The sequence below is a fragment of the Roseibium sp. AWQ4_254 genome (assembly GCF_056161025.1).
This window is the reverse complement of record NZ_JBSWYH010000005.1, coordinates 108,994-126,484: the sequence shown is the minus strand read 5'-3', so window position 1 is coordinate 126,484 and position 17,491 is coordinate 108,994. Positions and strand designations below refer to the sequence as shown.

The 17,491-nt window shown below is 59.0% G+C and carries 20 protein-coding genes and 1 riboswitch; of the genes, 12 read left to right on the top strand and 8 right to left on the bottom strand.

Annotation, left to right across the window (positions count from 1 at the left end; genetic code table 11):
• Window positions 1-32: 32 nt before the first annotated feature.
• From ACXAIC_RS05440 to ACXAIC_RS05430, 3 genes are read right to left on the bottom strand one after another with little or no spacing between them, the layout of a single operon-like run.
• Window positions 33-968, bottom strand: a complete 936-nt coding sequence (locus ACXAIC_RS05440) for an ABC transporter substrate-binding protein (protein WP_475174463.1) — start codon at window positions 966-968, stop codon at window positions 33-35.
• A 16-nt stretch (window positions 969-984) separates the two neighbouring features.
• Window positions 985-1,758: an ABC transporter ATP-binding protein gene (locus tag ACXAIC_RS05435; RefSeq protein ID WP_475174462.1), complete on the bottom strand. Its 774-nt coding sequence runs from the start codon at window positions 1,756-1,758 to the stop codon at window positions 985-987.
• Complete coding sequence (locus tag ACXAIC_RS05430; protein WP_475174460.1) at window positions 1,755-2,189, bottom strand: DUF1636 family protein; 435 nt, start codon at window positions 2,187-2,189, stop codon at window positions 1,755-1,757. The genes ACXAIC_RS05435 and ACXAIC_RS05430 overlap by 4 nt, the downstream gene beginning before the upstream one ends.
• A gap of 334 nt (window positions 2,190-2,523) precedes the next feature.
• Window positions 2,524-2,734, bottom strand: a riboswitch (cobalamin riboswitch).
• Window positions 2,735-2,948: 214 nt separating this feature from the next.
• On the opposite strand from ACXAIC_RS05430, the gene ACXAIC_RS05425 reads away from it, so the two are divergent.
• From ACXAIC_RS05425 to ACXAIC_RS05410, 4 genes are all read left to right on the top strand, one after another.
• A complete protein-coding gene (locus ACXAIC_RS05425) occupies window positions 2,949-3,902 on the top strand; it encodes an ABC transporter substrate binding protein (RefSeq protein ID WP_475174458.1) in 954 nt (317 codons plus the stop codon).
• 71 nt (window positions 3,903-3,973) lie between these two features.
• Window positions 3,974-6,058 (top strand): S9 family peptidase, encoded by a 2,085-nt coding sequence (locus tag ACXAIC_RS05420; RefSeq protein WP_475174457.1) that lies wholly within the window; start codon window positions 3,974-3,976, stop codon window positions 6,056-6,058.
• 257 nt (window positions 6,059-6,315) lie between these two features.
• Window positions 6,316-7,908: an ABC transporter substrate-binding protein gene (locus ACXAIC_RS05415; protein WP_475174455.1), complete on the top strand. Its 1,593-nt coding sequence runs from the start codon at window positions 6,316-6,318 to the stop codon at window positions 7,906-7,908.
• Window positions 7,909-8,030: 122 nt separating this feature from the next.
• Window positions 8,031-8,417: a hypothetical protein gene (locus ACXAIC_RS05410; protein WP_475174454.1), complete on the top strand. Its 387-nt coding sequence runs from the start codon at window positions 8,031-8,033 to the stop codon at window positions 8,415-8,417.
• On the opposite strand, the gene ACXAIC_RS05405 is transcribed toward ACXAIC_RS05410, so the two are convergent.
• Window positions 8,405-9,328 (bottom strand): LysR family transcriptional regulator, encoded by a 924-nt coding sequence (locus ACXAIC_RS05405; RefSeq protein ID WP_475174453.1) that lies wholly within the window; start codon window positions 9,326-9,328, stop codon window positions 8,405-8,407. The genes ACXAIC_RS05410 and ACXAIC_RS05405 overlap by 13 nt on opposite strands.
• 99 nt (window positions 9,329-9,427) lie before the next feature.
• Here ACXAIC_RS05405 and ACXAIC_RS05400 point away from each other — a divergent pair, with 99 nt between their 5' ends.
• Genes ACXAIC_RS05400 through ACXAIC_RS05390 form a run of 3 tightly spaced genes read left to right on the top strand, consistent with a single transcriptional unit; the run spans window position 9,428 to window position 10,359 of the window.
• Window positions 9,428-9,742, top strand: coding sequence for a putative quinol monooxygenase (locus tag ACXAIC_RS05400; protein WP_475174450.1), 315 nt, complete (start codon window positions 9,428-9,430; stop codon window positions 9,740-9,742).
• Window positions 9,743-9,749: 7 nt separating this feature from the next.
• Window positions 9,750-9,968 (top strand): DUF2798 domain-containing protein, encoded by a 219-nt coding sequence (locus ACXAIC_RS05395; RefSeq protein ID WP_475174448.1) that lies wholly within the window; start codon window positions 9,750-9,752, stop codon window positions 9,966-9,968.
• 16 nt (window positions 9,969-9,984) lie between these two features.
• Window positions 9,985-10,359 carry a RidA family protein gene (locus ACXAIC_RS05390; RefSeq protein ID WP_475174445.1) on the top strand — a complete coding sequence of 125 codons (375 nt, stop codon included), beginning with the start codon at window positions 9,985-9,987 and terminating at the stop codon, window positions 10,357-10,359.
• Between the two features lie 15 nt (window positions 10,360-10,374).
• On the opposite strand, the gene ACXAIC_RS05385 is transcribed toward ACXAIC_RS05390, so the two are convergent.
• Entirely contained in the window at window positions 10,375-10,869 is a 495-nt protein-coding gene (locus ACXAIC_RS05385) for a GNAT family N-acetyltransferase (protein ID WP_475174443.1), read from the bottom strand.
• A gap of 111 nt (window positions 10,870-10,980) precedes the next feature.
• Window positions 10,981-11,583: a superoxide dismutase gene (locus tag ACXAIC_RS05380; protein WP_475174440.1), complete on the bottom strand. Its 603-nt coding sequence runs from the start codon at window positions 11,581-11,583 to the stop codon at window positions 10,981-10,983.
• Window positions 11,584-11,920: 337 nt separating this feature from the next.
• On the opposite strand from ACXAIC_RS05380, the gene ACXAIC_RS05375 reads away from it, so the two are divergent.
• Complete coding sequence (locus tag ACXAIC_RS05375; RefSeq protein ID WP_475174438.1) at window positions 11,921-13,102, top strand: YbfB/YjiJ family MFS transporter; 1,182 nt, start codon at window positions 11,921-11,923, stop codon at window positions 13,100-13,102.
• A gap of 31 nt (window positions 13,103-13,133) precedes the next feature.
• On the opposite strand, the gene ACXAIC_RS05370 is transcribed toward ACXAIC_RS05375, so the two are convergent.
• Window positions 13,134-13,991: a branched-chain amino acid aminotransferase gene (locus ACXAIC_RS05370; RefSeq protein WP_475174435.1), complete on the bottom strand. Its 858-nt coding sequence runs from the start codon at window positions 13,989-13,991 to the stop codon at window positions 13,134-13,136.
• 384 nt (window positions 13,992-14,375) lie between these two features.
• Here ACXAIC_RS05370 and ACXAIC_RS05365 point away from each other — a divergent pair, with 384 nt between their 5' ends.
• Window positions 14,376-14,792 (top strand): VOC family protein, encoded by a 417-nt coding sequence (locus ACXAIC_RS05365; protein ID WP_475174433.1) that lies wholly within the window; start codon window positions 14,376-14,378, stop codon window positions 14,790-14,792.
• A 140-nt stretch (window positions 14,793-14,932) separates the two neighbouring features.
• On the top strand, window positions 14,933-15,595 hold the full coding sequence (locus tag ACXAIC_RS05360; protein ID WP_475174431.1) for a haloacid dehalogenase type II: 663 nt from the start codon (window positions 14,933-14,935) through the stop codon (window positions 15,593-15,595).
• An 82-nt stretch (window positions 15,596-15,677) separates the two neighbouring features.
• On the opposite strand, the gene ACXAIC_RS05355 is transcribed toward ACXAIC_RS05360, so the two are convergent.
• Window positions 15,678-16,289, bottom strand: a complete 612-nt coding sequence (locus ACXAIC_RS05355) for an outer membrane protein (protein ID WP_475174428.1) — start codon at window positions 16,287-16,289, stop codon at window positions 15,678-15,680.
• A gap of 341 nt (window positions 16,290-16,630) precedes the next feature.
• Between ACXAIC_RS05355 and ACXAIC_RS05350 the strand changes: the two genes are divergently transcribed.
• On the top strand, window positions 16,631-17,209 hold the full coding sequence (locus tag ACXAIC_RS05350; RefSeq protein WP_475174425.1) for a DUF2975 domain-containing protein: 579 nt from the start codon (window positions 16,631-16,633) through the stop codon (window positions 17,207-17,209).
• A gap of 53 nt (window positions 17,210-17,262) precedes the next feature.
• Window positions 17,263-17,484 carry a helix-turn-helix domain-containing protein gene (locus tag ACXAIC_RS05345; RefSeq protein ID WP_475174424.1) on the top strand — a complete coding sequence of 74 codons (222 nt, stop codon included), beginning with the start codon at window positions 17,263-17,265 and terminating at the stop codon, window positions 17,482-17,484.
• Window positions 17,485-17,491: the final 7 nt, after the last annotated feature.

The window sequence follows — 17,491 nt, the reverse complement described above, 5'->3', positions numbered from 1 at the left end:
TGCGAGGGAGGAGCCGGGCGTTGCAGCAAGGCTCAGTCTCCCCAGAAGGCCGCAGCCAGTTTCTTCACCGCCTTGATGTTGCGCGGGCCCGGCGTTGCTTCCACATATTCCAGCGTCACAAACCGGTCGTTGCGCACCGCATTGATCTGTGCCAGCGCCGGATTGGTTTTCATGAACGCCCGCTTCTGGTCCGCAGTCACATTGCCGTAATTCACGATCACGACCACATCCGGGTTCTTTTCCACCACGGTTTCCCAGTCGACCTTCGCCCAGCTCTTGTCAAAGTCATCCAGAATGTTGACCCCGCCTGCGGCCTCGATCAGTGCAGTCGGCATGGCGTAGCGGCCCGCTGTGAACGGCCGATCTTCTCCACTGTCATAGACAAAAACTTTCAATGTTTTATCTGATCTATTTAAAGTCGATTTGAAGCTTCCCAACTCGGCCTTATATCCGTCCACAAGCTTCTGAGCCCTGTCTTCCACGTCAAAGATCCGGCCCAGATTGAGCAGGTCATTATACATGTCCTCCATGGAGACCTTCGGTTTGTCACCAATATGGATGCAGGATTCCGTCAGTTCATAGACCTTGATACCATAGGGCGTGAGGGTTTCCGGCGTCACCTCGCCGCCCACTTTCATGCCGTAATTCCAGCCGGCAAAGAGGAAATCCGCATCTGCGCCGACCAGCACTTCCTTGGTCGGGTATTTGGCCGCCAGTTCCGGCAGCTTGGCCACGCCCGCGCGCATGTCCTCATCCAGCGTCTTCCAGCCGGAAATGCCCGTATACCCGGCCATGCGGTCGCGCAGGCCCAAAACCAGCATCATTTCAGTCAGATTGACATCATGGGAGACCGCCGCCTTCGGTGGATGGTCAAACGTCACATCCCGGTCGCAGCTGCGGACAGTGGTTTCGGCAAATGCCTGGGCGGAAAACAGCGAGGCGGCAAGACACAGGGCCAGTCGTTTCATGAAGAACTCCAGAGTTTCAAAGGTGAAAAGTCAGATGCGGCTCATTGCCCGGCACCAGCTTCTGGCGCTGCGCCTGAACGCAATAGGCTTGTTCGATATGGGTCGGGGTCAGCACTTGTTCGGGCAGACCAAAGGCAACAGCACTGCCCTTGTGCAATAACAGAACCCGGTCGCAGACCCGCCCGGCAAGATTCAGATCATGCAGGCTTGTGACAATGGTGATGTTGAGACTGCCGATCAGGGCAACGATCTCTAGCTGATGGCGGATGTCGAGATGGTTTGTCGGCTCATCCAGTACAAGCAGCTGCGGCTCCTGGGCCAAGGCCCTTGCCACCATCACCCGCTGGCGCTCCCCCCCGGACAAGGTCCCGAAAGATCTGGAGGCAAGAGGCGAAAGCCCCATGCGTTCTAGAGACGCCCCGGTGATCTCCCGGTCCCGTTTTCCGGCAGCGGCAAAGCCGCTGCCATGGGGCCTGCGGCCGAGCGAGACGATTTCGTGGACGCTCAAGGCAAAATCAGTCGGCTGCTCCTGAAGAACAGCAGCCACTTTGCGCGCGGTCTGCCGGGCAGACAGTTTCCACAGATCAGCCCCATCGAGCAGGATCATGCCGGAGCTCGGCCTGTGAAACCGATATAACAGCCGCAGCAAGGTCGACTTGCCAGCCCCATTGGCCCCGGCAATTCCAAGCACCTGCCCCGGCGCCAGATCGAAACTGACCGATCTAAGAATGGTCGTGCCCTGCCCGGTGGCCCAGCTGGCTTCTTTCACGGAAAGCGACGCGCCCGTCATAGCTGGCCCCCCATGGCAGCTCCGCCGTTTCGGGCAGCTTCACAGGCTAAACAGAGGAACTGCCTGCCAGCGCCGCGCGGCTTGCCCGGCCGCGTGCCGGAATTGAACCAGCCATCCAGCGGCTCCCGGTACTGGTTAGCAAAGGCAACAAGATCCCCGATATCCGGCTGCGGATCGATGTCCCCGAAAAAACAGGCTGCTTTGTCCCTGACGCTGAAGGCAACCTTGCCGGGCCGGTCGCAGCCCGCCATAAAGGCCAGGCCGGACAGATCAAACTCCGGAATTTTTCCAGACGCAGCCTCTCCGGTCTGCCCAATCGGCAATGAATGCAGAAGCTGCGTGATCAGCTCCGGCCCGGGGCGGCCATCCGGCCCTCCCGATTGTTCTGGAAGGCCTTGCGTGGTCCGGAGGCCCGGCTGCCCCTGCTTCATGTGCCCCTGCTCTGCGCTAACAGCTTGTGTGCCGGCACACGGACGCATGCGGGCAGGTCAAGCCGAGATGAAATTTGTAATGTTATTACATTACGATCTTCGGACGGCGCAAGCAGCTTTTCCTGTCCGTTCGCACAGGTGGCCCGCCCGGTGCGGCTGCTCGAGGCACAGACCAGCCCAGGCGGATCTCCGCAGGGGTCACAGGTTTGGAAACGTCTCCGGCTCATATCGCCCTCCGCGACCAAACGGGGCTTTCAAGAACCGAATGTCCGGCCAGGCCGGGATCATATGTGATGCCATGTCATCCGCTCCTCCGGAACACCCCGTCCGGGTTGAAGTTATGGGTGATATGGCAGGTCTCCTGACTTGCGGGTCGCTGCGCACCTGAACCTTCCCGGGCATCCCCAGTGGTGTTGTCAGGTTTGCTCTCCGCTCACAGTTGCGGGGGCAGTCACGGACTTGGTGCCTGTTGGCTACGCCGCACCGTGTTCCCTTTTAATCCCGATCCGTCTCCGGATACGAGAACCATCCCTTTGTGTGTGTCGAATTCCGAAGCGCCTGTCAATAGTTAACACAAAAAGTTGTAACTCGAAATAATACACTTAAAACAAAAGCAACCCTAAGATTCCAATCAAAAATTTATACATCCAAAGAATTTTTGAATGCCGGTTGATAATATCAATCAAAACAATATCATTAACCTTACAGTATTTATCGAAAAATAAGCAGAAACAAGATTCACAACCGAGAGATAGTATTGTGTTTCTACGGCTGACAATAGCATTTCTTCTGATCTCCGCTTTCAGCGCCGCTCCGGTATGGGCGGATGCAAAGTCCATCCTGATCATCACCTGGCGCGGCACCACTGAGGCGGAGGACGGCTTTGTCCGCAAGCTTGAAACCTTGGGGGTTGACGCTGACTTTGAATATTTCGATGCCCGCAGAAGTGAGGATGAGCTGGCCCGGTTTCTGCGCGACAATCTGGACCATCTGAAATCAAAGGACCTGATCTACACATTCGGGACAACCGCAAGCCTGACCGTTCAAAATTTCGGTGCAGGCGGCGTGCCTCATGTCTTCAATATTGTGGCTGATCCGGTTGGCGCAGGACTGGTGCTCTCCCTGGACCAGCCTCCGGACGGACTGACCGGTGTGAAGATGTCTCTGTCCCCGGACACCAATCTGGATTTGCTGCGCAAGATCTACAGTTTTTCGTCCGTTGCCATCCTGTTCGATCCCCGCGAACCCAATGCGATTGCCGAAACGGACCGGCTGACCCAAGCCGCCGAAGCGCTTGGCATCAAGGCGGTGCGCCTGCGGTTTTCGCCCGATGCAGATGAGAAGGACCTGCAGATCGCGGCCCTGAAACCGCAGCTCCGATCCGTCGGCGCCCTTTATGTGACAGCCTCTTCATCTTTTGCTGCACATGCCGAAGCGATCGCAGAGCTCGTCCCGCCTGATCTGGTCAGTATCGGCTCCTCAACCGCCTATGTGACAGAAGGGATAATGCTGGCCTTCGGGACGGAATACCGGGAACGGGGAGAAGCTGCGGCGCGAATGGCCGCAAAAATTCTTCTTGAAAAGGTTCCCCCGGGTAGTTTGCCGGTCAGTGAAGTGCACGCCAGCGAAGCAACACTCTATATCAAGGCGGGCAGCCCGGCTCTGGACAAGCTGAACCTGGACAAGGTGCGCAACCGGATCGTCTACAAATAGGGCCTTCCTGTCTCTGGCCGGCAGGAAATCCCATCTTGCCATGACCGCTCAAAAATCCTACCTGCTTGGCCATGACCAAAAGCACTTTGCCTCCCCGCGCCGAAGCGCGCCCCGTCACCCTTGAAACCCACGGCATTTCCCGGCAGGACGACTTTGGTTGGCTGCGGGCGGACAATTGGCAAGAGGTCATGCGTGACCCGGCCGTGCTGGACGCTGACATCCGGGCCTATCTGGAGGCTGAAAACGCCTACCAGGAGGAAGCCATGGCCACCACCAGCGCGCTTCAGGAGACGCTCTTTGCAGAGATGCGTGGCCGCATCAAGGAAGATGACAGCTCCGTGCCCGCCCCGGACGGACCTTATGCCTATGGCATGAAGTATGAGACCGGCGGCCAGCAGCCGATCTTCTTCCGCACCCGGCGGGAGGGCGGCGAGGAAACGATCCTGCTGCATGGCGACAAGGAAGCGGACGGCAAGGCCTATTTCCGCATTGGCGGGGCCAGCCAGTCGCCGGACCACACCCTGCTGGCATGGGCCTATGACGACAAGGGCTCGGAATATTATTCCCTGCAGCTGCGCGACACCGCCACCGGCAAGGATCTGGACTACAGCATTGAAGACACGGGCGGCGGCGGCGTCTTTTCCGCCGACAGCAAATTCGTGTTCTATGTCCGCCTCGACAGCAATCACCGGCCCTCAAAGCTCTTCCGCCACAAGATCGGCACCGATCCGGCCGAAGATGTTCTGGTTCACGAGGAAAAGGATGCCGGCTTCTTCATGGGGGTCGGCAAGACCCAGTCCGGCGAAACGATCCTGATCGATATCCATGACCACGAAACCTCCGAAGTCTGGATGATCCCGGCCCATCTGCCCGAAACCCCGCCCCAGCTGATTGCGCCGCGCGACACGGGCGTGGAATATTCGGTCGATGACCACGGTGACACGCTCTATATCCTCACCAATCTGGGCAGCGCAGAAGATTTCAAGATCGTTACCGCGCCAAAGGCGACCCCAGGCCGGGAGTTCTGGAAAGACTATGTCGCACACAAACCTGGCTGCCTGATCCTCGCCCATTGTGTCTTCAAGACCTTCATGGCACGGCTGGAGCGCGAAGACGGCCTGCCGCGCATCGTCATCCACCGCCTGGCCGATGGCCTGGAACATTCCGTCGAATTTGACGAGGAAGCCTATTCGCTTGGCTTTGGCGGCAGCTACGAATACGACACGACCTCGATCCGATTCACCTATTCCTCAATGACGACCCCATCGCAGACCTTCGATTATGATGTTGAAACCCGTGACCGGGTGCTGCGCAAGGAACAGGAGATCCCGTCCGGCCACATCGCCGCCGACTATGTGACGCGGCGGCTGATGGCCCCGGCCGCCGATGGGGAGACCGTGCCGGTCTCGATCCTCTACCACAAGGACACACCGCTGGATGGCTCCGCACCGCTGCTGCTCTACGGCTATGGCTCTTACGGCATCACCATTCCAGCCAGCTTCAACACAAATTGCCTGTCGCTCGTGGACCGGGGGTTTGTCTACGCCATTGCCCATATCCGGGGTGGCAAGGACAAGGGCTTCCGCTGGTACAAGGGCGGGCGGCGCGAGAACAAGAAGAACACCTTCACCGACTTCATCGCAGCGGCTGACCATCTGGTTGCCGGGAACTTTACCACCCATCAGCGCATCATCGCCCAGGGCGGATCGGCCGGCGGCATGCTGATGGGCGCCATCGCCAATATGGCCCCGGAGAAATTCGGCGGCCTGATTGCCGAAGTGCCCTTTGTCGATGTTCTGGCCACCATGCTGGACGACACTCTGCCACTGACCCCGCCGGAATGGCCCGAATGGGGCAATCCGATCACGGACAAGGAGGCCTATGCCTATATCGCCTCCTATTCGCCTTACGACAATGTGGAGGCCAAGGCCTATCCGGCGATCCTGGCCATTGCCGGGCTCACCGACCCGCGCGTGACCTACTGGGAACCGGCAAAATGGGTCGCCCGTTTGCGGGCCACCAAGACAGACGCCAATCTTCTGATGCTGAAGACCAATATGGAAGCAGGCCATGGTGGTGCCTCCGGCCGGTTCGACCGGCTGAAGGAGGTCGCCCTCAACCAGGCCTTTGCCCTGATGGTGGCGGGACAGGCCTGAGCCCTTCCCTCGCCGCGGGCAAACCGTTTCGCCCATCAGACTATCACGCATATTTGACAAGAATACCGGGCCTTCTGTTAGACCCGGTCTTTCTTTTGCGTGTAGATCCCTTACCCTTCATCCCAAGGTATTTTTTATCGGGACCCCCAGCGTAATTTGCAGGGAACGTGCGACCTTTGCACTGAAAGCTTTGATGTTTGAGCGCGACTGGAAACGGCCTTTCAAACGCGGCGGTCCCCAGGGCATCGGGGTGCATCATGATCAGATCAGGTCTTTGCAAGTCTTGCTGGCTGTCGGGTTGGATTGTCTCGGCCACGCTCCTCTCCGCCGGCATGTGCGCGCAGGCCGCAGAACTACGCTGGTCCTCCCCCACCGATCCCCAAACCATGGATCCCCACGCGGTCAACTCTGCCCCCGTTCTGGGTTTCCTCAACAATATCTATGAAGGCCTCGTTCGCCGCGACCGGGATATGCAGATTGAGGGTTCTCTGGCGGAAAGCTGGGAACCGCTTGGCCAGGATGGCTGGCGCTTTCACCTGCGCAAGGGGGTCACCTTCCATAACGGCGCGGCGTTTGCGGCAGACGATGTGCTGTTCTCCTATGAGCGGGCAGCCTCCAAGGAGGCCGACACCCGTTCCTGGTTCGCACCGGTCCGGGAGGTCCGGATTGTGGGGCCCCATACAATCGATTTCCTGACACATGCGCCCGCGCCGCTCTTTCCCGATTCCATTGCCAATTTTCTGATCCTGGACAAGGACTGGGCCGTGGCGAATGGCGCCGTGCGTCCGGCCAAGGAGACGGAGACTCACGCAACACTGCACACAAACGGCACAGGCCCCTTCCGGCTCACCACAAGGGAACCGGGAGTGAACACCGTTCTGGAGCCGTTTGAAAACTGGTGGGACATGGCAGAGCACAATCTGACCAAGGCCACCTTCCTGCCGATTGCCAACCCGGCGACTGCGGTCTCCGGTCTACTGAGCGGCCAGGTCGACCTGATAAATCCGGTGCCGGTGCAGGATGTCGCCCGAATCGAAAACCAGGACGGTCTCACCCTGCATCGGGGCATTGAGGCACGGGTTATCATGCTCGGCTTTGCCCATCACCATGAAACCCTGACCTCTTCAAAGGACCTGGTGAACAAGAACCCCTTTCAGGATGTGCGCGTGCGCCGGGCGGTTCAACGGGCGGTCTATGCGGATGCCCTGGTTGACAAGATCATGCGCGGCATGGCCCAGACCGTCTCCCAGCTTGTGAGCCCGCAGATGAAAGGCTATAGCACCGCCGCCTCCGGCCGTCCCCCCTATGACCCGGAGATTGCGCAGGCGCTGTTGGCAGAGGCCGGATATCCGGACGGGTTTTCCTTTGGTCTCAAATGCACCAATGACCGCTACATCAATGACGAAGCCCTGTGCAAGGCGATTGCCGCGATGCTAGCCCAGGTCGGCCTGCGAGCGGATCTGAATGCCATGCCAGTGCGCACTTACTGGCCGGATCTGCGTGCCGGAAATTTCGACATGTACCTGCTGGGCTGGTCGCCGGGCACATTTGATGCCGAACATCCCTTGCGCTTTCTGGCAGCCACCCAAAATGAGGAAAAGAAGCTGGGCAGCTGGAATTTCGGAGGCTATTCCAATCCACGGATCGACGAACTTCTACCCGCCATCCAGACAGAAATCGATCCCGGCAAACGTCAGGCGCTTTTGGATGAAGCCGCCGCACTTCTACAGGAAGACGTGGCCTATGTACCGCTCCATATCCAGCCGCTGCTTTGGGGCTCAAAGGCCACAATTGATCTGACCCAACGGGCTGACAACTTCCTGATGCTGCGCTGGATCACCGTGAATTGAGACGGAGCAGATGGGGCCGGAGCATGTCTTGATTTTGCCCCTCTCTTCGGGTCAAGTGGAGACCATGGAGAACCGCTCTTGAGGCAAGACACTCAAGACAAAGCCATTTTCTGGAGCCCTTGATGCGTCTTCCTTTCCGGCAAAAGATCCTGGCAGCCTTCGGGCCCGCCAGGTTTGCCCGCTGCGCCTGCGTCGCCGGTGCAGCCTTTGCCCTCACGGCCTGCCAGCCGCAATTCCAGAGCCCGTCGGATCTGCTGTTCGCCCCCACCTTCAGCAAGACGCGGCAGAACCTGCCTTATACACAGGGCACCCAATATGATTGCCGCAGCTTTTCCGGCGCAGGCTGGAAAGGAATTGCCTCGGGTGTCGTCAATGATTTCGGCAACAGATATCAGGTCTCTCAGGCCGGCTGCTTCAAGTCCCAGGAGACCTGTCTCGCCTGGCTGTCGGCCATGCGAAGCTATATCGACGTGCCACGCTTCATCCGGTGCAATCCCTATTCCGCCTGAGGCGTCCCCTCTCCCGGCAAGCGGCCCTGAAGCACGGGCCGGGCTGCCATGAACTCTTCGATATAGCCGCACAGGGCTCTGGCCCGGGCGCTTAAGAGGCGTCCTGTGGGCCAAACCAGATAGGCGGTGCGCACCTGGCCCGTCCAGCCGGACAGGACCGTCTGAAGGCGGCCCGCCTCAAGATCGGCCGCCGTTTCGGTCACCGGAAGCAGCGCAATGCCATGGCCATCCGACACAAGCTGACGGGCAAGGGTGATATCGTCAACCGAAAGAGTGGCGCTGAGATAGACCGTTTCCTGCGCGCCCGCCGGGCTCTTCAAGTGCCACTGGGGAAGAGACGTCACGCTGACAAGCCGTTGGCCCTGAAGGGCGTCCAGCGTCTCAGGCACACCGTGACGGGCGAGATAGTCAGGGGACGCAACCAGCCGTGTGGCCACTTCACCGATGCGTTTCTGGTAGAGGGCTGGATCCGACTGGGGGCCGAAGCGTAAGGCCACATCAATCCGGTTCTCCTTCAGATCCTTGTTGTCATTGCTCAAAAGCAAGGTGAGCTGGATTTGCGGAAACGCTTTTAAGAAACCGGACCACATGGGCGCCAAGACCCCAAGGGAGGCATTGGTGGGTGCAGACACCCGCAAACCGCCCGCAAGCTGGGTCATATCCGCCGACAGGCCATGCAAGGCGTCTTCGGCCTGAAACACCAGATCGGCCAACGCACTGAAATAGGCCTCCCCTTCCGAGGTCAGGGCAAATTTCCGCGCGGATCTGTGCACCAGCTGCGTCCCGAGACGGTCCTCCAGCCGTTGCAAACGGCGGGTCACCGTTGCCGCCGGCAGCGCCAGCCGCTTGGCCGCAGCCGCAAGGCTGCGGCATTGGGCGATGTGCACAAAAAGAGCAACGTCATCCAACATGATTTCGTTTCCGGAATTTTAGATCCATTTACTAGCTATAGATTGCCTAAAGACAAATCAATACATGATCCTCATCCCATCAAGGAGACGGAGTTGACCATGTCGAACTATTTCATCAGTGCCGGTATTGAACTCGTGGCCGGCGCGGATCTCAAACAGGCCGAAGACGGCCTGCGTCAGCTGGTGGAGGCCACGCAGCAGGAGCCTGGCTGCCTTCTGTTTGAAATCCGCCAGAACCTGAAAGATCCGACGAAATTCACGCTCTGGGAGCGCTGGACCAGCAAACAGGCGCTAGCCGACCATTTCGAGGCGGCCCACACCAAGGCGTATCTTGCCCGCAACCTGACCCAAGTCCGCTATATCGAAGAACTGGCCGGAATTGGCGAAACGGCGCGGCTCAAAGACGCCTCTTGAGGTGACCATGAAGCACCGCCTGATCTCAACCACCCTAATGTCATTCGGCCTGTCCTTTTTCATGTCCTGCTGGGTGACCTATCTCAACTTGGGCTGGAGCAGCGCTTTTTTCGCTCAATGGATGACGGCCTTCCGGCTCGCATGGCCGGCTGCTGCCGTGACTGCGTTTTTCCTTGGCCCGGTTGTGACCCGGGCCACCCATTTTCTGGCCCGGCGCCTGCCCTGACACGATTGGAATCGCAATGGTTTTGCAAAGACACACCTATGACGCGCTTGGCCCTGCAGCCGGGCCCTATTCCCATGCTGTGCAGCATGGCCAGCTTCTCTATTCGTCAGGCTTGACCGCGTTTGGAACACCGGCACAAAGCGGATCTGCGGGCGACCAGACGGACGCCATTCTGGAGCAGCTAAAACAGATCGCCGGGCATCACGGCAAATCGCTGAAGGATCTGGTGAAGGTTACGGTCTTCATCACCTCCCCCGATGATATTCCCGCGATCCGGAACGCCTTGACCAGCGCCTATGGCTCCACGCCCCCGGCGAGCGCGATGGTACAGGTTGCCGGGCTGTTTTCTTCGGATCTTCTGGTGGAAATCGAAGCCATCTTCGGTCTGTAGGACCGGCAGCCGGCTTCACACGTCCAATAGAGCTTTCCGGAAGAAAATCGTCTCGGACACAGGTGTCTCATAATAGGCCGGGATCTCCGTGAACCCGGCTGCCTTGTAAAGCCGGATGGCTCCGCTCATGTGCGGCAGGGTGTCGAGCAGCATCTCGCTGTATCCGCCCGCCTGGGCCAGGTTCAGAATTTCAGCAACCAGTGCTGCCCCGATGCCGAGCCCGCGCCCGTCCGGGGCCACATAGAGCCGTTTCATTTCGCAGCTGCCGCTGCTGCCAAATGGCCGCAGACCCACACAGCCCAAGACCCTGCCATCTTCTGTCTTTGCCGCCAGCAGCGCCCCGCCCGGCGGTGCGTAGTTTCCTGGCAGCCCGGCAAGCTCCTCTTCAAAGCCCTGATAGGACAGGTCAATCTCCAGCCAGTCCACATACGCCCGGAACAGGGTTCTGACTGAATCAATATCTGATGCCTGCACCACTGGCGCTACGGTGAAGCGCGATGTCCCTGTCATCGGTTGCGAGTGTCCCCTTCTGTATTTTTTTAGAATTTTTGCGGATAGATCTCCAAAAGAAAACCCCCGGCCCTTTCGGACCGGGGGGCTGTCACTAGCAGAACCGACAGCTTATTTCGTGGCCGCTTCGTAAAGCTCCAGCACGTAGTCCCAGTTGACCATGCTGTCGACGAACGCTTCCAGATATTTCGGGCGGGCGTTGCGGTAGTCGATATAGTAGGAGTGTTCCCACACATCCACGCCAAGAATCGGCGCAGCGCCGTGAACCAGCGGGTTTTCGCCGTTCGGCGTCTTCATGATTTCCAGTTTGCCGTCCTTGACCGCAAGCCAGGCCCAGCCGGACCCGAACTGGCCAACACCAGCGGCAATGAATTCAGCACGGAACTTGTCGAATCCGCCAAGGTCGCTGTCGATCGCAGAGCTGAGGGCGCCCGGCAGGGAGGTGCCGCCACCGTCTTTCTTCATCCACTTCCAGAAATGAATGTGGTTGTAGTGCTGACCGGCATTGTTGAACAGGGCGGCGTTCTTGCCGTAGCTTTCTTTCACGATCTCTTCCAGAGACTTGCCTTCAAGCCCGCTGCCAGCCAGCAGCTCATTGCCCTTGGTCACATAGGCCTGGTGGTGTTTGTCATGGTGAAACTCGAGAGTTTCAGCAGACATGTAAGGGGCCAGCGCATCATATGCATAAGGCAGGTCAGGCAATTCGAAAGACATGACAAACTCCTCAGATAGGTCGGGGACCGGCAGACCGGACAAGATGCCGTCCGGTTGCGTCGAGGCGCAAAATAGGATTCCACACAGCGGACGGCAAGTTCCGAACCCGAAAATAAAATAATTTTTTTCTTATTTTTTTGACACATCCCGGAAGAGCCCTCTATTTTCAGTGCATCTGTCCTGCAGTCCGGGCCCGCCCCAAAGTGTCCACCCCGGCGGTTCAACCTCTGTCCGCCTCCAATTGCCCGAGCGTTCAACGGGTTGTAGCTTCCTTTCAAGGGGGAACGGCCCACCCGCCTGTTCCACCCCTGCCTGCGCCGTCTTTCCAAGGATCATCATGTCAGATACAGACCGCTCCATGACCCTGCTTGCCTTTGGCGGGCTGCTATCCCTGGCCGCGGCCATGGGGATCGGGCGCTTTGTCTACACGCCGATCCTGCCTTTCATGGCCGAGGGGCTGCATCTTCCGGCCGAACAGGCCGGGCTGATTGCCTCCGCCAATTTTCTGGGATACCTGGCAGGCGCCCTCGCCGGAGCCGCCAGGTCTTTGCCGGGCGCGCCCAGAACCTGGTTTCTCGGCGGTCTGGCCGTCAGTGCGCTGACCAGCGCCGCCATGGCACTGACAACGCTCGTGCCCGCCTTTCTGGTCATCCGGTTTGCAAGCGGTGTCGCCAGCGCTTTCGTACTGGTCTTTTCCACCAGCCTGATCCTGGAGAGGCTGACTGCTGCCGGGCGGGGCGGCCTGTCAGCACTGCATTTCGCAGGCGTTGGCTGCGGCATCGCCTTTTCCGCGGTTCTGATTGCCGTCCTGGCCCAGGTCGGCACCGGCTGGCGCGGATTGTGGCTGGCGAGCGCGTGTGCCACACTTCTGGTTCTGGCCCTTGCAGCCCGCCTTGTGCCCACCCCTGACCCAAAAAGCCCTGCTCCGGCCACCGGCAGCACCCATCCTGAAGCGGCCAGTCCGGCCCCGGACCTGACCCCGGGTCTCAAACGGCTGATCGCCGCTTATGGTCTGTTCGGTTTTGGCTATGTCATCACCGCCACCTTTGTCTCCACCATCGCCCGGGCCGAACCTGCCCTGCAGGTGAGCGAGCCGTATGTCTGGCTGGCCGTCGGCCTTTCCGCCGCGCCTTCCATCTATGTCTGGAACAAAATTTCCGCCAGGCTCAGCGCCCGGCAAGCCTTCGCAGCCGCCTGTCTTATCGAAGCTGCCGGTGTGGCCCTGACCGCCGTCACCGTCCAGCCGGCGCTTTTCCTTTTGGGGGCAGCCCTTCTGGGTGGAACATTCATGGGCATCACTGCGCTCGGTCTGATGGAGGCCAGGCGGCAGACCCTGTCAGGCGGGCCGCCCGCGACGCGCCGTATGCTGGCGGTGCTCACAGCCAGTTTCGGCCTTGGACAGATGGCCGGGCCCTTTTTTGCGGGCAAACTGCATGAAGTGACCGGATCGTTTCAGGCGCCGTCTCTTGCAGCTGCAGCGGCTTTGGTCATTGCCGCCGCGCTGGTCATCCGGTCCTGAAGACTGTTTCTCCGGCCTGCACAGGTCGGTCTCAGGCGTGGGAAAAATCCCAGTAAAGTTCGCGCGCCTTGGCGGCAATCGGCCCCGGCTGCAGGTCACGGTCCTCGATCCGCTTGACTGGCGATACCTTGTTGTAGTTGCCGGTGGAGAAGATCTCGTCCGCTTCCAGAAACTCTTCATATTGCAAAGTGCGCTCAAACACCTCGTAGCCGGACGTGCGCAGCAAATGGATGATCCGCTGGCGGGTGATGCCGTTCAAGAAGGTGCCATTCGGCTCGGGCGTGTGCACCTTGCCGTCCTTGGCCATGAAGATGTTGGCCGAGGTCAGCTCCGCCACATTGCCGAGCATGTCCCGCACAACCGCATTGTCAAAGCCCCGCCCCTTGGCTTCCATCATCGCCCGGGCATTGTTGGGGTATAGGCACCCGGCCTTGGCATTGACCGGCATGCAGTCCATGGTCGGGCGGCGGAAGGGCGACAGGGTAATGCTGGAAGCCGCATCTTTCGGGGCCATTGGCGCATCAAACAGGCACAGGCAGAACCGGGTGCTGTCCGGATCTGCGGTTATCACACCGGGACCATCGCCTTCCGCCCAATACATGGGTTTGATATAGATCTGCTGGCCGCTGCCGAATTTGGCGCAGCCTTCCTTGGTCAATTCGACAATCTCGCCCACTTTCATGGTCGGTTTCATGCCGAGCGCCAGGGCAGAATCGTTCACACGCTGGCTGTGCAGGTCGATATCGGGCATCACCCCGTCAAAGAACCTCGCCCCGTCGAACACGCTTGAGCCGAGCCAGGCGGCATGCGTACGGGGCCCCATGATCGGCGGATTGCCTTCATGCCAGGCACCATCAAACCATGTCCACGTATCACTCATTCCGCTCATTGTGTGTCCCTTTGCCTATCAGGTCTTGTAGTCTGCTGCCGACACAACACCCGCCGCCCGGTCAGGTCAATAGCTTACCGTCCTCCTCCTGAAAGAGGCTGTTTTTCTTCCAATTTCTCCACCTGACTGAAAGGTTTCAACCCACAATCATCTGATTTACGAAAAAATATTGCGCGAACGCGGACCATCTTCTTCGCAGACCGCCCCCATTGTCCTGCCCTGCTCCAAAGTCCCGAAAAAGAAGCGCTCCCAACGTTGCAGGAATTTGCCCCATTGACAGGCCCTGCCATTTGTTCCCTATATGTTCCTGCGCGCACTTCAAGACATTCACCTGCGGGCACCGCCAAAGAGCAAGAGGACAAGATTGTGGACCAGCGCATATCAATGACAACCCTGGCCGTACCTGATGTGACGCAGGCCCGGCGCTTCTTCGAAGACGGACTGGGCTGGCAGGTGAACGCGGCTCCCTCCCCCGAGGTCGTGTTCTTCCAGATTGTAGGCGGGGTGTTTGCACTCTACAGCCGGGACGCTCTGGCCCGGGAAATCGGCCAGGATGTTACGTCAGAGACAACCGGCGCCGTCACTCTGGCCTGGAATGGCCGCTCGGAAGCGGAGGTCGACGCGACCTTTCAAGAGGCGGTCTTGGCAGGTGCCAAACCCGTCAAGGAGCCTGAAAGGGCCTTTTGGGGCGGCTATTCTTCCTATGTGGAAGTGCCCGGCGGGCATTTGCTGGAAATTGCCTACAATCCCTTCTGGACCCTTGAAGACGATGGTGCGGTCACCTTGCCGCCCGCCCAATAGGGTCTCTTTGCCGTAAAAGGGCCTTTGGAACGCACCGATTAGGGTGTATGTCAGCCGAATTCGCCCATTGGACCGCTTGACGCCTGCCAAGGCGCACGCTTTTCTGCGGCCGTCTTGAAATCCCTTGAAGGAACCCGGTCATGGCTCATGCCGCTTTTGTTTTCGACGCCTATGGAACGCTCTTCGACGTTCATGCGGCCGTGCGCAAACATGCCGCGAAGCTGGGGCCGGATGCCCAAAGGCTATCCTCTCTCTGGCGGGAAAAGCAGCTGGAATATTCCTGGGTCCGGGCGCTGATGGGACAATATAAAGACTTCTGGGAGTTGACCTGCCAGGGTCTCGACACCGCCTTTGCCCTTGTGCCATCTGCCGACAGGAGCCTGCGGGACGATCTTCTGAGCGCCTATTGGGAACTGGATTGCTATCCGGAAGTGCCGGAAGTGCTCACCGAACTGAAGGCAACCGGGGCCAAGATCGCGATCTTGTCCAACGGCTCGCCCGCCATGCTGGACGCGGCCGCCAAGGCCGCCGGGCTGACGGAACTCTTTGACGAGATCTTTTCGGTCGATGACCTGAGAACCTTCAAGACCGACCCACAGGTCTATGAGATGGTCACCACCCATTTCCGGATCTACCCGGAAGAGGTCTCCTTCCAGTCGTCCAACCGCTGGGACATTGCCGGGGCCACCGCCTTCGGCTTCCGGACCGTGTGGATGAACCGGATGGGCATGCCGGACGAATATCCGGATCTGGCGCCCAAGGCGGTTCTGGCAGACCTGACCGGCCTCACCACACTTGGCTGAAGATCACAGCCACCGTTAAAATAGGATCAATCCAAACAGGCCGCCCCGGACAGGTCCGGGGCGGCCTTTGCATAAGCGCCTGTCAGAACGAGCGGGACAGGCCGATCATGAGGCGGTGATTGCCCGATGCCCTGTTCACATTCGAAGATCCGAATCTGGATGTCTTATCGAGAATGCCCGTTAGCGAATAGTCCGCCCGCAGACGCCAGTCATCTTTGACGGCAACTTCCAGCCCCGCCCCGAAGACCGGCCCCAAGGCCACCGAGGTCTCCTCATGGCCATTTGCTTTCAGACTGTGTTCTGTCGCTGCAAGCCCCAGGCTCAGATAGGGCATGAAATTGCCAATGGGCATACCAGCCCGCGCCTTTGCCGCAACGCTCCATTTGGCACCCGTTTCGACCGCACCAAGCACCGGATGAGTGCCCTTTTCCCGCCCGCCGAGATAGGTGGCCGAGCCTTCGAGCCCGAGCACAACCCTGGACACATGCCAATTGTAGCCGCCAAAGAGGCCAAAGGCCCCATCAATGCGGGAATAGTCGCGGCTCGTCCCGCGTGCCTTCACTCCCGTCACCGTTTGCGAGGCCCCACCCTCCAGACCAAGGTAAGCCCCGGACCAGGGAGACGGCTTCGCACGGTCCGGCACCTCGAACGCATCTGTTCCGGACCCAAGATCAGCCGCGCGGGCGCCAGTCACAAGGACGGCCAGCACGGCACACAAAACAAGAGGTTTGATCAGCCAGACGGCAGATTCAGCGCATAGGGCAATTCCTGGCCGGCAGGCTGGGGGCAACGCCTGTCTCCACTCCGGACGCACAGGACTGGACCTGGAAAATCCATAATAAAATAAAGAGCTTACCATTTCGTCTCTCGTTTCATTCATGATACTTTCTCATGTGTGATTTCATAATTTTTTATCGCTAAACGATAATTTAAAAAATGTACGCAATAATTTTTTTGTCAATAGCAATATTTTTATTGCGGTTTTTCAGGCTCTGCCGTACGAAGCAAGAAAGGCGCGGCCAATCGGAGACAGACATGACTGAGCTTGAACAAAAAGAGCGCAAACGGCGCCTCGTCCGCATCCGCCAGGTGTCGACCGCCATGAAGTGGTTCATCACCGTGGTTCTCGTCACCATCGCCGTGTCAGGCGCGCTTGTGGTCGCAATGATCCTGCTGCCCGCCCTTTTGGACGTGACCACCGAGACCCTGGAACTGACCGAAGTCGAGCGTGCGCTGGGGGACATTCCCGTTGCCCAGCGCATCGGACTGAGCCTTGTGGCCGTTACGGCTTTCGCCCTCTTGCTGGCCATCTGCTGGAATGTGCGACAGCTCTTCGATCAGTTCCGCAAGGCGGCATTCTTCGCGCCCGAGACACTGTCACGCATGGTCCGCATCGGTATCTGGCTGCTGACCTATGGCGCCTTTGAGGTCCTGAGCAATCCGATCGTCTCGGTGCTGCTGACCATCGATTTTCCAGAAGGCCAGCGTCAGATCGATATGGAGCTGGACGGTGACGAGTTCTTCTTTATTGTCTTTGGCGCCCTGATGCTTGTCTTCGGCTGGATCATGCGCGAAGCCGCCACAATTGATGAGGAAAACCGGCAATTTGTCTGACATGCCCCCCCTTTTGCCATTCACCTGGCCCCTCAAGCTCTCATGGCCCGGACATGCCGATAATCATTGAACTTGATGTGATGCTTGCCCGGCGCAAGATGCGCTCCAAGGAGCTGGCCGAACGCATTGGCATCACGGAACAGAATGTGTCGTTGCTGAAATCCGGCAAGGTGAAGGGCGTGCGCTTCGACACGCTGGAGAAAATCTGCGAAGCGCTCGACTGCCAGCCGGGCGACATTCTGATCTTTGAGGATGCATCAAAGAAAGACGGCTGACAAAATA

Excerpts from the sequence above, each read along its gene's own strand:
- ACXAIC_RS05350 (WP_475174425.1), top strand. The coding sequence starts at position 16,631 with ATGACTGAGCTTGAACAAAAAGAGCGCAAACGGCGCCTCGTCCGCATC.
- ACXAIC_RS05345 (WP_475174424.1), top strand. The coding sequence starts at position 17,263 with ATGCCGATAATCATTGAACTTGATGTGATGCTTGCCCGGCGCAAGATG.
- ACXAIC_RS05395 (WP_475174448.1), top strand. The coding sequence starts at position 9,750 with ATGAAGCACCGCCTGATCTCAACCACCCTAATGTCATTCGGCCTGTCC.
- ACXAIC_RS05415 (WP_475174455.1), top strand. The coding sequence starts at position 6,316 with ATGATCAGATCAGGTCTTTGCAAGTCTTGCTGGCTGTCGGGTTGGATT.
- ACXAIC_RS05385 (WP_475174443.1), bottom strand. The coding sequence starts at position 10,869 with ATGACAGGGACATCGCGCTTCACCGTAGCGCCAGTGGTGCAGGCATCA.
- ACXAIC_RS05435 (WP_475174462.1), bottom strand. The coding sequence starts at position 1,758 with ATGACGGGCGCGTCGCTTTCCGTGAAAGAAGCCAGCTGGGCCACCGGG.
- ACXAIC_RS05380 (WP_475174440.1), bottom strand. The coding sequence starts at position 11,583 with ATGTCTTTCGAATTGCCTGACCTGCCTTATGCATATGATGCGCTGGCC.
- ACXAIC_RS05420 (WP_475174457.1), top strand. The coding sequence starts at position 3,974 with ATGACCAAAAGCACTTTGCCTCCCCGCGCCGAAGCGCGCCCCGTCACC.
- ACXAIC_RS05410 (WP_475174454.1), top strand. The coding sequence starts at position 8,031 with ATGCGTCTTCCTTTCCGGCAAAAGATCCTGGCAGCCTTCGGGCCCGCC.
- ACXAIC_RS05360 (WP_475174431.1), top strand. The coding sequence starts at position 14,933 with ATGGCTCATGCCGCTTTTGTTTTCGACGCCTATGGAACGCTCTTCGAC.
- ACXAIC_RS05405 (WP_475174453.1), bottom strand. The coding sequence starts at position 9,328 with ATGTTGGATGACGTTGCTCTTTTTGTGCACATCGCCCAATGCCGCAGC.
- ACXAIC_RS05365 (WP_475174433.1), top strand. The coding sequence starts at position 14,376 with ATGACAACCCTGGCCGTACCTGATGTGACGCAGGCCCGGCGCTTCTTC.
- ACXAIC_RS05390 (WP_475174445.1), top strand. The coding sequence starts at position 9,985 with ATGGTTTTGCAAAGACACACCTATGACGCGCTTGGCCCTGCAGCCGGG.
- ACXAIC_RS05375 (WP_475174438.1), top strand. The coding sequence starts at position 11,921 with ATGTCAGATACAGACCGCTCCATGACCCTGCTTGCCTTTGGCGGGCTG.
- ACXAIC_RS05430 (WP_475174460.1), bottom strand. The coding sequence starts at position 2,189 with ATGAAGCAGGGGCAGCCGGGCCTCCGGACCACGCAAGGCCTTCCAGAA.
- ACXAIC_RS05370 (WP_475174435.1), bottom strand. The coding sequence starts at position 13,991 with ATGAGCGGAATGAGTGATACGTGGACATGGTTTGATGGTGCCTGGCAT.
- ACXAIC_RS05400 (WP_475174450.1), top strand. The coding sequence starts at position 9,428 with ATGTCGAACTATTTCATCAGTGCCGGTATTGAACTCGTGGCCGGCGCG.
- ACXAIC_RS05440 (WP_475174463.1), bottom strand. The coding sequence starts at position 968 with ATGAAACGACTGGCCCTGTGTCTTGCCGCCTCGCTGTTTTCCGCCCAG.